We start from the raw sequence: 13,123 nt of genomic DNA on the forward strand, positions 1-13,123 counted from the left end.
TATAAAGTTTAAAAGATTGGATTACAAATCATTACTATTAGATTCTGGGAAGAACTAATGTCTATACAAGTTCGATGTCCATTGTATTTATTAAGCCATTTTTAAAAGTGTAAACATGCTTCACCGTACCATCAAATATGGATTTTCCTTGTAAGTCTTTTACTTTTTGATGAACTTCAACTTCTAAACTTCCGTTCTGTCTTTCATTAAATCCAACTGGTTCAACATTTGGATTTATCTCCTTCCATTGTCTTGTCCAATATTCTTTTATTTCATCGTGTCCACTTATGTAGCCACCTTCCCAAGCTTTTGACCATTGCACATCTGGTTGCATGGTTGAAAGTGCTTCATCAATATCTCTTTTGTTGAAAGCAGCATAAGCTTTTTTAATTAAATCTTGGAATTGAATTGTCATAATTTATTTTTTAGATGCTGGATTGAAAATCTAAAGTTCAAAAGACCGGATTGCAAATCCGGACTGGTAGAGAGTTAGGACTAGTAGTTATGCTATTTTTTACTTCTTTTATTTATTTTCCTTTTATTCTTTACATATTCTTCAAATTCATTTTGGACATAATTATTCAATTTATTATATCCCTGCCAAAATGCGTCTGTTCGAGTTTCAAATAATTCATTTATTAAAAAGTTGTTTTTATTATCTGCTTTTATTTTTTCATTAAAGTCATTCAAAACTAAAAATCCTTTTTCATCGGTAGTTGCGATAACACCACATACAATGTTAATGTAATAGCTTCTTTCTTCTTTTTCGAAAAGCACTTTAATTCGAGGATTAACTTTTGCGGCATCTATTTTTTTAGTTACTTTTTTTATTAAATAATACGTTTCATTGATTGGGTCTTCAATTGGCCTACCCCAACTATCTCTAGAATAAGGAAACTGAACTCTTGATATTTGTATTCTTATTTCTTTTCTACCATTCCCTAAATCTTTGGTAAACTCATAATCGCAATAATTAATTAATATTTTTGACTCTAACTCATAATACTCATATTCAGTGGTGAAAGTTATTTGAAAGGTATCATCTATCTGAATAATGTATATAGGCGAAAGAATATCTAAATCTTTTAATATATTTTCTATATTTTCAATATCCTCTATTCTGTTTAAAATTATTGTTAGTGAAGTTTCAATCATTTTTAAATATTTTGTTAACACAATATAATAGAAGTATTATCACAATTAATTTATAGTTCGAAGATTTTTGATAAAACACGTGCTTCTGTTAAAGGTTCAGTATAATCTATTTTTATTAATCTTATATTAATCGCTAAACATAATTCTCTCTTTAGTTTATCTCTTTCTTGTAAATTTTCTAATGCTTGTTTTCCACCCCAAGTATCTACAGGATGAAAATGTTGTTGTCCCTGGTATTCAAATCCAATGGAAAGTTTTGGAATAAAAATATCTAATTCTAATCTTTCTAGCCACGAAGGTCTGTAGTGCCTAATTATGTCATTGTTAGGAAATAATTTCTTTATAATGTTGTATAACATGCTTTCACTTATCCAACTTTCACCTATTTTTTTAAATCCAAATTCCTCCCTTGTAATATTTTCCACATATTTATTAATTGCTTTATTTACCATTCCGTATTCAAAGCTGTCATAAAGATCATCATCTTCGTTATTTTTTACTTGGATTGTGCCTGAACCTGTTAGGCTTTTTATCAATTCAATCAAGTCTTGTGGGCATTTATCTTCTAAAATTTCAACACCTTGAATACCTAATTTAGATTTTGTTTGTTGTATATACCAACCAAAGTATTGTTTAAAGTTACCCCCATACATGTCATGACACCATCTTAGACTTGGTGTTGATAAGTTACATTTATGACACAAATTAGGTTTATACTTGAACACTGAATCGTAAGAAATTCTATTTTAGTTAGCTTGGTAATATAATTCGAAAAGGATTGTTCGAAATTCCAATTTGATTTAATAAAGCCATCATCTATAGTCTTATTTATAATTAAGAAATTATCAATACTTATTTTGCAACAACTACAAAAGAAATGCTCTTTGTCCTTTATGTTAGAAAATGTAATAAATACTCCATAATGATTTGGATAATGAACTTTGGAATAGGGTAAGTTCTCTAAAGTAGTTGGCGAGTTTAAAGAAACGTCTGGTAATTCTAATATCTTTTGCGTAATTCGTCTTGTTGATTTAGATGTTTTCATTTTGATAATTTTTCCCTTACTTTTTCACTAAAACCCTCTTCATACTTCGATAAGCCAAAGCCGTACTCACCAAAATCAAAATAGCACCCACAAAAAACGGGGCGCCGGGAAACAAAAAAAGTCAAGCAGTATCTACCTAAAATTCCCCAAAATCCTTTCCCGATCTTCATTTTCCTTGTCGTTCTTGGGATAAATTTCAATAAAAGTAATTTTTTCTTCTGTTTAAAAGTACGCGTAAACCAATCGTAGACCAGAGTTTACACCTCGGCCTTTCAAAGCTTTACAAGCTATCTTTTTTACTTTAATGATACAAGTTTCCAAACCTAAATTATCAATACGGAAACTGAAAGGCGACCTTTCATCCGGCTTGAGTTCCAATACTGTTTTTACTATGGCTAAATCATCGTGCAGCGTTCTGTATTTTTTTAAAAGAGTTTTCATGTCCTTTTGAAACTCGTCGAGTTCATTAAAGGTCATTGTTGTTCAAAGTCCTCTCCGTAATTTCTTACTGTATAAGGAGTTTCTCTGTAAAAAGCCAGTTCGTAATTAATCTCTTCTCCTTCTTTGGAAGCCAGCCAGGGCAAATCCTGATGCGAATAAGCACTAATAGCTGCCGCCGACCAATCGCTCATTTGCTCAATTACACGGTCGATAACTTCCTTTTCACTTGCTTTCAGTTCTGTTAAATCCGCTTTTTCAAGTGGTAAATAACGCGTTTGCGGATAGCCGTGATAATCGGTTTTAACCCTTTGCAACTTCCGCTGATCGATCATCTGGTTGATGATCCAATCAAACTTTTGAGGAACAGGCCCGTAAGGTAATTTGCGATAACTGGCACCTGTTAAATGTTCCTCATACAACTCGTAATAATTAAAATCTGAAAAGTAAAGCAACTTATAAAGCACAGTTTCGCCAACGTTTGGTTTTCCGGCACAACGTTCCAAAATATATAAGATCACATTTTTGAACTTATTAATTTGTAAGGTAGGAACAGAAACACGTTCCGAAGCTTTTTTTGACTTTGTTTCTATGTGGCCTGCAATATCCTGGTTAACCGTAAAATCTTCAGACATAAAATCATCCAAAGAAAAATTTAAAATCATGGCTAACTGCTGCAATTCCAACACATCAACACTTCTGTTTCCTAATTCTATCTGCGCCAAAGACGGCCGCGATATTTTAACACTTTTAGCTAAATCTTCCTGCGACAAACCTTTTGTTTTACGGATTGCTGTTATCCGTTGTCCAATTTGCTTTTGTGATAATTTTGTGCTCATTACTGTTTTGAAGTAGAATTTCTTTAAACAAAAATAACGATTGTTTTAAAATAGAACAATTATTTGTTTTATTTTTGGTGGAATTATGGAAGACCCTTGTTTGTGAAGACCGTTTTTATATTGAATAACTCAAAGAAGCGCTTACTCATATAAAATTGCATGACTAAAAAATTATGAATGCTTCTTTTATCAAGGAAATTTTATAATGGGATTAAAAATCCCAAGTTCAAAAGACCGGATTGCAAATCCGGACTATCAGAGTTACAAATCCGAACTAGCAGATAAATTTAGATAGTATGCTTCTTTTATCAGGTAAAACTTTACTTTTTAAAATCAAAGTTTAATAGAAAGTTGCACTTGTCCGCCTAAACCAATTTCAACTATCTTTTGAAGTGTTGAAATGCGTACTTCTTTCACATTGTTTTCAATTTTGGAGATGTAAGATTTTGTTGTACCAACTTTTGCTGCAAGTTCTTCCTGCGTTAAACCCTTTTCAAGTCTGGCTTCAAGCAGTAAAACACCAATTTTAAAATTTTCATATCCTGAATCCAGTTCATCACGTTTTGGAGTTCCTGATTTACCATAGTGTTTATCTTTAAACTCCTCAAGCGTTGTCAGGTTATCTTTTTTCGTTTTCATATTCTTCCTTTATTTTTAAGGCTTTTTCAATTTCTTGTTTTGGTGTTTTTTGTGTTTTCTTTTGAAACCCGTTTGCTAAAACCACTAATTGTCCATGATCGAAAAAGCAAAAGATGCGAAATATGTCGTTTCCTTGTTGAATACGTATTTCAAAAAGTCCTTCGGTATTTTCTATATGCTTTAAATAAGTTTCAGGAACTCTTGAAACTTCCTCTATCAGCTCAAAAGTCCAGATAATTTTCGCCTTTACTTTTTCGCGTTGCTGCACAAAAAACTGCTCGAAATAATTTTTATAGAAAATTATGGTTCGTTCTTTCTGTTTTTTGTCCACATGTAAAGATATGAAAAGTGGCTCTAAAGTGAAACTTAATTTTGAAAAAATATTAGTTTTTAATTGAAGCTGATTGGCTTATACAGATTTATAAATAATATACGAATGCTTCTTTTATCAAGTAAATTTATGATTAGATTAAAAATCTAAAGCTCAAAAGTCCGAATTACAAATCCGGACTAGTAGAATTAAAAATCCCAAGTTCAAAAGACCGGATTGCAAATCCGGACTAGTGGAAAACCACCTTCCAAGCTTTGACCATTGTACGTTTGGTTGCATGGTTGAAAGTGCTTTGTCAATGTTTCTTTCTTTAAAAGCAGTATAAGCTTTTTTGATTAAATCTGTAAATTGAGTTGTCATGGTTTTTTTTAAAAGGATTGAAAATCCAAAGTTTAAGAGACAGATTACAAATCGGGACTAGTAGAATTTAAACATATAGCCAAGACTGCAGCAATATTTCTATCGAACGAAGTCAGTTTGTATAATAAGTTGTCCAATTATCAAATAAGTTTCGATACGCTTTTGCTCTAGTAGTTTTATCCTCACAATGAAAGTATTCATAAAAATAATGAGGATCATCAACTAAATTTTTTTCAGACCAATGGGAAAATGAAATATACAGGCTTCCATCTCCAATTTTAAACCCGTGAATGGCAGGCAAATTGGAATACGGTTTTAATGTTAATTCAGTAGCAATATTTGCAAGCAAATCTTTTTTTTCTTCAATAAAATATTCAATTTGATCTTTAGCTGATTCGGCCTCTTTAATCCACTTTGAAGGTATTGTCATGCTATTTTCTTTTATATAATCAGAATCAAGAATATATAGTCTAATTTTCCAGTCATGAGGATGTACAGAAAAAAGCCATGCTTGTATTTGAGGCCATGCAGAATAGAGCGTTAAACCAATAACATCTAATGTTTTTTCTCTTTTATTGTCTATTGAGGCAAGTATGCTGTTCAAATTAGGATAAACTTGAAGAATGCCGTTTTCAATGATTTGTGAATTACTTTCTCTATTGAACTTATCTAATTTCTTCGATAATTCCTTAATGGCATTTTTTAATTCACTTATAATTGATATTAACAATACTGTAGTAAGTGCAACAATATCATAAATCGTACTTTGATCAAAAATTCCATTACGTACAAGCCAATTTTTTACAGGGCTAATAGTCCAGCCAACTAAAACAAGTGCTGAAATGATAATCAATGTTATTTCACCATATCTCCAAACTTTTTTTATTATATCAGGTATATCAGGTTTTGGAAGTTTCATGTTTAAGAATTAAAAAAGGTATTTAACTTTTTATAATCTATTTTATTAATTCGGTCTAATGCTTTATTATATATATTGTCAACAGTAAATAAATCTTTAAAATTTGGTTCTTCTGAAATTCTATAATAAAAAAAATTTTCCTTTTCTAAAAAATTAAGTATAAAATAATTATTCAAGAACTGATCATATATTATCGCATCGTACATTAAGTCAAAATAATTATCTCTATTTAATTGATTATTCATGTTTCTTATATATCCAGAGCCTATTGATAATATATGAAACTTTAAATCTAATTTTTTTAAGCTTCTTATAAAGTACATAGTTGGGTCGTAAGCAAAAAAACCGGCATCAATAAATTGATCGGATAATTTATGTATTTTATAAGCTTTCATTATTCTATAGTCAGAGCATATAGCTTTAATTATATCAGAGATAAGAATATTATCACAATTAAATGGTGAATTAATACCGAAATGAGATAATTCTCTTTCAGTTAAATCGTATACTGGCAAAGAAACTTTTGAAGAAATATCGCCGAAATATTTATTTTCTAATTTTATTGTTATCCAATTAAAAAATTCATCAAATATTCGCCCAATATTGTTACTTGTCAATATTGGTTTGATAAACTCGGAGACTACATCAGAAATTTCTATTCCTAAGGCAAGGAATATTGCGATTACTCCACCAATAGATGTTCCCGTGTAAACACCAAAGGTATCCCGAAAGCTGTAACTTTTTTCCTTTTCTAGTTCTGAAATAATAGCGATTTGATAAATACCTTTTATTCCACCAGCGTCAAGAGCTAGTATTTTCATTTATAATTTAATCTAATTTGTAGTTACTATAAATTAATTGGGATTATGGTCGTTTAATTGCTCCCAACTCACAAATACATGCACCGTTTAGCACATGTCTTAAAAGATTAATAAATTCTAGTAAACAAAATCTTAATAGTTGAAGATAGCATAATTTACTATTAATCAATTAATGAAAAAACAATAATATCGTTTTGAAGCTAACAACAATACAAAAGGCGTACTTCATTTTTTGTAGGGTAAATTGGTAATGTAAAATATGTCTTTTTTGGTCAAAATATTTATCGATAAATATTTGATATTTAAAAATTATCAATTTAAAATTTCGCAGCGTTTCTCAAACCTCCTTCTTCACCAAAACCCTTTTCATACTCCGATAAGCCAACTCAGTACTAACCAAAATCAAAATAGCACCAACAAAAAACGGCGCACCAGGATTAAAAAACGCTACCCGTGTGTAGGGCAAGGCAGGCTCTTGGACAGGTTAGCATTTGTGCGGTGGGTTTGTGTGCCTGCCCATGTGCCTGCCTTGCAGCCTTGCTTGTTAGGGTGGTCAAGTTAAAAGATTTGTCTATAGGTATCAATTTTACAAATTAAATGACTGCAAATGTTCGAAATCTAATCTGCACCCAATTCCTTAACTGTCAGGTTAGTGATTGACAATCAATGTGAATGACATACACTATTTGTCAGCAACCGTGTTTTTTATTTTTGATACACTTGATGTTAATGCCCAAAAAATCCACATGCAAAAATTTAAAATAAGGGCAGCTATTGGCGCAAAAAATGAAATCATAAATACAATAGCGTTTAACAAAGTTCCTACATATAGCCCTTGACTTATGCTCTTAACTGTTTCCTCGGATATATTTTTTAAAAGCAGAATTCCGTTGCTACTTTTTACAGCATGCATGAACAAAATAGAGGTTAGCGTTACCAATAAACAATATCCTGTGTAAAATAGAATGGCTACTTTTTGTGCGTTTGTAAGTAAGAATTCGCCTACCGTTCTTGTGGGGAATGGAACAAAGGCTATAATTAGCAACAATAAGCCATTTATGATAATTAATTTGTTGTTTGTAGTGCGAAGCAGTTTAAATATTTGATGATGAGCCATCCACATAAGCAGTACAACAGCAAACGAGTTAACGTATGCAAATACCTTTGTCCACGAACCCAACAAATAAACCAGAAGCTCCGAATTAGACGTTGTTAGTAATGGATGATGTGTTTCAATGGCTGAAACATCAATTCCTAATTCAATAGACAAAAGCGTAATGACTACGGCAAAGATGCCATCGCTAAAAGTCTCAATGCGTGCAGTATCTTTTTCCATTAATAGTTTTTAAACACCCCTTCTCAGTTAATCAGTTAAAGGACTGCCTAAACCCCAACGGCGAAAGAGCCGTTTTTGTCTTGAACAACTTGCTGAAGGACTGCAAGTGTTCAAAGCCTAACTCATAGGCAATTTCACTAACTGTCAGGTTAGTGGTTGATAATTTCTCTTTAGCTTTTTCTATCAGCTTATCATGAATGTGTTGCTGTGTGTTTTGTCCTGTCAACATCCGCAATAAATTGCTTAAATACTTAGGCGAAAGATGTAGCTGTGCGGCAATGTTTTGAACAGTCGGTAAACCTCTGTTAATTAAATTATCGCTGTTGAAATAGTCAGTGAGTAAGCTTTCTAAAAGGGCAAGTATTTGGTGATTGCCCTTTTCCCGTGTGATGAATTGACGATTGTAAAAACGTTCAGCATAATTAAGCAAACTCTCAACTTGCGAAATGATAATTTGCTTGCTGAACTTGTCAATGTTGGAATTATATTCCTGCTGAATATTCAGGATGATGTTATTAATAATCGCTTCTTCCTTTGCAGAAAGGAACAGGGCTTCGTTTGCAGAATAATCCCAAAAATCATAACCCTTTATGGTTTTAGCTAACGATGTATTCCATATAAAATCAGGATGAATAAAAAGCACCCATCCTGATTGTTTCAATTCTACCTCTTTATTGTCAAGAGCAATGCTAAAAACCTGGTTCGGAGACATAAAAGACATGATGCCGTCATCAAAATCAAAGGGCTGTTGCCCGTATTTTACTTTGGCATTGGACATTCTTTTTATAGCAATACAATAAAAATCCAGCATCAGACTTTCCGGCTCATCAATGTGTAAATGATTTACAGTCTCAACGTCAATTACGCTAATTAACGGATGCTCCGGTCTAGGAAGTTGCCTGAACTGGTGAAACTCACTTATTGTTTTAAAACGCTTCATGCTTGCTTATCTTCTTTTCTTATTTCCAATATCAGCTTACCACGAACGTGCCACGTTTCACTTTCCCGATGCGCTTCAGCAACTTCTTCCAATGGATAAACCCTGCTGATAGTAACCTGTACCTTGCCTACATCAATTAATTGCGCAATTTGTTCCAGCCATTTCTGCTTCATTTGCGGTGCAACCAATTCACCTTTGGCGCCCTTTTTTGCAAGTGCTTTTGTAACGACATCGCTAAACGGAAAATCAATGTTCGTGCTTACCAAGATACCACCTTCCTTCAAAACCTTCAAAGACTTTAGCCGCTCATTGTCGTCGCGTAGGGGTGAGGCATCAAATACGACGTCTATGTCGTGCAACACTTCTTCAAACTGCTTATTTTTATAGTCAATCACTTCATCTGCTCCAAGGTCTTTTAGGTGTTCATGATTTTGTGCGGAAGCCGTTCCGATTGCATACGCACCTTTGCTTTTTGCAAATTGCAAAGCGAAACTTCCAACACCGCCTGCCGCACCATGAATGAGAATGCGCTGACCGGATTGTAACTTTCCGAGTTCAACAGCACCTGTCCACGCTACAAGTGCTGCCAAAGGCACACCGGCTGCTTGATTGAAACCAATGCTTTTAGGTTTGAGTGCGAATTGGCTTGCTTTAGCAGCAAGATATTCGGCATAGCTTCCATTGCTGCCTGGAAAGTTAGGAACGCCGTATACTTCATCGCCTTTTTTGAAGTCTTTTACATCGCTGCCAACTTTTTCTACGATGCCCGCTGCATCCCAGCCTAACGTCATAGGCAGTGTTAACAAGGGGCGCAGAAAGTCATTGCCGCCATTACGAATTACCCAATCTACAGGGTTCACGCCACTGGCATACACCTTCACCAAAATCTCATCAGGTGCGGGAACAGGGCGTTCTACCTGTTCTAATTTCAATACTTCCGGTCCGCCAAATTCATTAATTCTGATTGCTTTCATCATATTTCTTTTAATGATACAAAGTTCAGCAACAGTTCATAAATAGATTTAGTCAAAACGCCTTTTAGTTTAGTCAAAATGCCGAAGTTCGTTTGCCGGTTGTAGGCTGTACCTCTGAATGATTGTTTGCCCGTGATATTTTCTAAAAGTTAATTGAGAACCCTCCAACGAAAGCGTGTTATCTACCAATATAAATCTGATGAATAGAAATGATGTCCTGCACTTCCTGTTTAATTTGCTGATGACTTCTTTGTGCGTCGGCCCATCCAACTTGTAATTTATAAATTTTAGCTTAATTCAATATGAGTTTTTTACCTATCTATATTTCCTCGACCTTCCCCTTCACCAAAACCCTCTTCATACTCCGATAAGCCAAGCCCGTACTCACCAAAATCAAAATAGCACCCACAAAAAACGGGGCACCGGGAAACAGGAATGGTGTTTTGGTACTGGTAAAATAAGCAAACAAACTGGTCATCATCACCGGTGCAAAAATGGTGGTGGCGCTCATTAAACTGGTTAAGGCGCCTTGCAATGCGCCTTGTTCGTTTGGCGGTATAAAGCCCGACATGATACTTTGTAAAGCCGGGCCGGCAATTCCGCCCAGCGAATAAGGAATGATAAAGACGAACATCTGCCATCCGCTTAAAGCAAACGCAAACAGGAACAAGCCTAAACTGTACAGGATAAAACCTACATACAAGCTTTTTTCGGTTCCCAGTTTGGGGATTGTCCAGCGGATCACAACTGTTTGTACCAATGCCGTCATCAACCCAACAAAACCCAGCGAATAGCCAACTATTGCTTCGTTCCACTTAAATTTTTCCATGCCGTAATAACTCCAGGTGCTTTGCATGCCGTTGTTGGCGGTATAAAGCAGGATCAGGGAAATGACCAATCCGCTGATGGCAGGATATTTTCTAAGCTGCAATAAAGCACCGATCGGATTAGCGCGCTTGATTTGGAACGGCCGCCTGTGATCGGGGGAAAGCGATTCGGGCAAAACAAAAAACCCATATAAGGCATTGAGCAAACTTAAACCGGCAGCAGCCATAAACGGAACTCGCGAACCATATTGCCCTAATAAACCGCCCAAAACGGGACCGATAATAAAACCGAGCCCAAAGGCAGCGCCGATCATCCCAAAGTTTTGTGCGCGGTTTTCCGACGTACTGATATCGGCAATGTAAGCCGAAGCGGTTGTAAAACTGGCGCCGGTAATGCCGGCAATGGTACGGCCCACAAACAGCCAGCCAACGCTTGGAGCGAAAGCGAGGAAGAGGTAATCCAATCCGAAACCTAAAAGCGAAAACAGCAGTACCGGCCTTCGGCCAAAACGGTCGCTCAAATTGCCTAAAACCGGCGCAAACAGGAACTGCATAATGGCGTAAGCGAAAGTAAGCCAGCCGCCAATAACCGAAGCCTGACTTAAATTTCCGTGGATCAGTTCGGAAATGAGTTTGGGCAGCACCGGGATAATAATGCCAAAACCGGTTACATCAATCAACAGGGTTACAAAAATAAAACCAAGTGCCGCTTTGCGCGAAGAAGCCATAGTAATTATCAGGTTGAGGTGGAAACCGAATATCGCAATTTTAGGCAGATAAAAGAAGCATCAGTCTTCCTTGTACAATTCACCGGCTTTAATTGCAGAAGTTTTAATGCCTTTGATCATGGCCGAACTAAAACCGTTATGTTCCATTTCGTTCAAACCGGCAATGGTACAGCCTTTTGGCGAAGTTACTTTATCAATTTCCTGTTCAGGATGAGAACTTAGTTGCAACAATAAGTCCGCCGCGCCTTTTGCCGTTTGTGCTGCCATTTTTAACGCATCATGCGCATGGAAACCAATTTCCGTTCCGCCTTGTGATGCTGCACGGATTGAACGTAAAAAGAAAGCGATTCCGCAAGCGCATAAAGCGGTGGCCGAAGTCATCAGTTCTTCGTTAATTTCGATACTTGTGCCAACGGTATCAAACATAGATTGAACAAGATTAAGGTTTTCTGCGGAAGCATTATCCGTAGCCAAACAAGTCATGGATTGTCCGATGGCAATTGCAGTATTTGGCATGGCGCGCACAACCTGTACCTCAGCTTCCAATTGTTTGCGGATATCGGCACAACTTACACCGGAAATAACCGAAATGAAAAGTTGTTTTTCTACCTGAATACTTGCTTTGATTTCATCCAACAACTTGTTTAATTGTTGCGGCAATACGGCAATGATAATAATAGATGCTTCTTTTACCGCATTAAAATTGTTATTGGAAGTTTGGAAACCAAGTTCAGCTTGCGGCTGCAAGGCAGCCAAATTGCGACGTGTTAAAGTGATGTTTGCCGGTTCGGAAATTTGTGCTTTTACCAAACCTTTTGCCAAAGATAATCCAATATTGCCGCTGCCAAGTATGGCTATTTTTTTGTTGATCATTTTTTGTAAGTTGTAAGTTGTAAGTTGTGAGTTGTATGTTTTTGGTTGACGGTTGTACATGAAGAACTGGAAACAGGCAACTCGAAACTGTCAACTCCTCAGCATTGTGCCGAAAGTTGCGTTTGTATTTAAATAATGCAGTTCATCGGCCTGGCCGATGATCACTTCTTTTACACCACTTTTTATGGCAGCAAAAGCGTTATCTAATTTGGGGAGCATTCCTTCTGAAACTATTTTTTCCAGTTTTAAGGTTTCATAGCGCTGCGGGCCGATCTCCCGGATCAGTGAACCTTCATCATCAATATCCTGCAAAACGCCTTTTTTCTCGAAGCAGTAAATCAAAGTAGTTTCGTAAATTTCAGCTAAAGCAACCGCAAGGGCAGAAGCAATGGTATCAGCGTTTGTATTGAGCAACTGACCGTCGCCATCGTGTGTTAACGCGCAAAAAACAGGCGTAAAAGAAGCATCCAGCAATTTGCCGATGCTTTCTGCCTGAATGGAGTTTTCATCCAGATCTCCCACAAAACCATAATCAATGGTTTTTACAGGACGTTTTTTTGCCCGGATAAAATTGCCATCGGCGCCGGTTAAACCAATGGCGTTATTGCCGTAACGCTGCAATTGCGCCACCATGTTTTTGTTGATCAACCCGGCATAAACCATGGTAACTACGCGCAGCGTTTCGATATCGGTAATGCGGCGGCCATCCACTAATTTAGCTTCGATACCCAGCGAAGAAGAAATTTGCGTGGCCACTTTTCCGCCTCCGTGAACTAATATTTTCAAGCCTTCCAGCTCAGCAAAGTCTTTTAAAAACTGGTGCAGCCTGGCAGAATTATCAATTACGTTACCGCCAATTTTAATTACGTAGAGCTTCATGCTTCTTTTATCAGTATAA

At 35.9% G+C, this 13,123-nt stretch carries 15 protein-coding genes; all 15 read right to left on the reverse strand.

Annotated features, from left to right (window positions below; translation table 11 throughout):
* Positions 1–61 precede the first annotated feature (61 nt).
* Positions 62–415, reverse strand: coding sequence for a nuclear transport factor 2 family protein (locus GO621_RS15190; protein ID WP_157568552.1), 354 nt, complete (start codon positions 413–415; stop codon positions 62–64).
* A gap of 92 nt (positions 416–507) precedes the next feature.
* Complete coding sequence (locus GO621_RS15195) at positions 508–1,155, reverse strand: hypothetical protein (protein ID WP_157568554.1); 648 nt, start codon at positions 1,153–1,155, stop codon at positions 508–510.
* Positions 1,156–1,205: 50 nt separating this feature from the next.
* On the reverse strand, positions 1,206–1,808 hold the full coding sequence (locus tag GO621_RS15200) for a hypothetical protein (RefSeq protein WP_157568556.1): 603 nt from the start codon (positions 1,806–1,808) through the stop codon (positions 1,206–1,208).
* Positions 1,809–2,422: 614 nt separating this feature from the next.
* Entirely contained in the window at positions 2,423–2,677 is a 255-nt protein-coding gene (locus GO621_RS15205; RefSeq protein WP_198170272.1) for a hypothetical protein, read from the reverse strand.
* Positions 2,674–3,477: a type II toxin-antitoxin system antitoxin SocA domain-containing protein gene (locus tag GO621_RS15210; RefSeq protein WP_157568558.1), complete on the reverse strand. Its 804-nt coding sequence runs from the start codon at positions 3,475–3,477 to the stop codon at positions 2,674–2,676. Before GO621_RS15210 ends, GO621_RS15205 begins: the two co-directional genes overlap by 4 nt.
* 333 nt (positions 3,478–3,810) lie before the next feature.
* Complete coding sequence (locus tag GO621_RS15215; RefSeq protein WP_157568560.1) at positions 3,811–4,116, reverse strand: helix-turn-helix domain-containing protein; 306 nt, start codon at positions 4,114–4,116, stop codon at positions 3,811–3,813.
* Positions 4,097–4,447, reverse strand: coding sequence for a type II toxin-antitoxin system RelE/ParE family toxin (locus tag GO621_RS15220; protein WP_317163459.1), 351 nt, complete (start codon positions 4,445–4,447; stop codon positions 4,097–4,099). Before GO621_RS15220 ends, GO621_RS15215 begins: the two co-directional genes overlap by 20 nt.
* Positions 4,448–4,919: 472 nt before the next feature.
* Positions 4,920–5,726: a hypothetical protein gene (locus GO621_RS15225; protein ID WP_157568562.1), complete on the reverse strand. Its 807-nt coding sequence runs from the start codon at positions 5,724–5,726 to the stop codon at positions 4,920–4,922.
* Between the two features lie 2 nt (positions 5,727–5,728).
* Positions 5,729–6,547 carry a patatin-like phospholipase family protein gene (locus GO621_RS15230; protein WP_157568564.1) on the reverse strand — a complete coding sequence of 273 codons (819 nt, stop codon included), beginning with the start codon at positions 6,545–6,547 and terminating at the stop codon, positions 5,729–5,731.
* A 682-nt stretch (positions 6,548–7,229) separates the two neighbouring features.
* Positions 7,230–7,883, reverse strand: coding sequence for a TMEM175 family protein (locus GO621_RS15235; protein WP_157568566.1), 654 nt, complete (start codon positions 7,881–7,883; stop codon positions 7,230–7,232).
* 31 nt (positions 7,884–7,914) lie between these two features.
* Positions 7,915–8,823, reverse strand: a complete 909-nt coding sequence (locus GO621_RS15240; RefSeq protein ID WP_157568567.1) for a helix-turn-helix domain-containing protein — start codon at positions 8,821–8,823, stop codon at positions 7,915–7,917.
* Positions 8,820–9,800 carry an NADP-dependent oxidoreductase gene (locus GO621_RS15245; RefSeq protein WP_232335673.1) on the reverse strand — a complete coding sequence of 327 codons (981 nt, stop codon included), beginning with the start codon at positions 9,798–9,800 and terminating at the stop codon, positions 8,820–8,822. Before GO621_RS15245 ends, GO621_RS15240 begins: the two co-directional genes overlap by 4 nt.
* Positions 9,801–10,116: 316 nt before the next feature.
* Positions 10,117–11,352, reverse strand: coding sequence for a TCR/Tet family MFS transporter (locus tag GO621_RS15250; protein WP_157568569.1), 1,236 nt, complete (start codon positions 11,350–11,352; stop codon positions 10,117–10,119).
* A 60-nt stretch (positions 11,353–11,412) separates the two neighbouring features.
* Positions 11,413–12,225 (reverse strand): pyrroline-5-carboxylate reductase, encoded by an 813-nt coding sequence (gene proC, locus GO621_RS15255; protein ID WP_157568571.1) that lies wholly within the window; start codon positions 12,223–12,225, stop codon positions 11,413–11,415.
* Between the two features lie 90 nt (positions 12,226–12,315).
* A complete protein-coding gene (gene argB / locus GO621_RS15260; RefSeq protein ID WP_157568573.1) occupies positions 12,316–13,104 on the reverse strand; it encodes an acetylglutamate kinase in 789 nt (262 codons plus the stop codon).
* Between the last annotated feature and the right edge of the window lie 19 nt (positions 13,105–13,123).

The sequence above is a fragment of the Mucilaginibacter arboris genome (genome assembly GCF_009754915.1).
GTDB lineage: Bacteria > Bacteroidota > Bacteroidia > Sphingobacteriales > Sphingobacteriaceae > Mucilaginibacter_A > Mucilaginibacter_A arboris.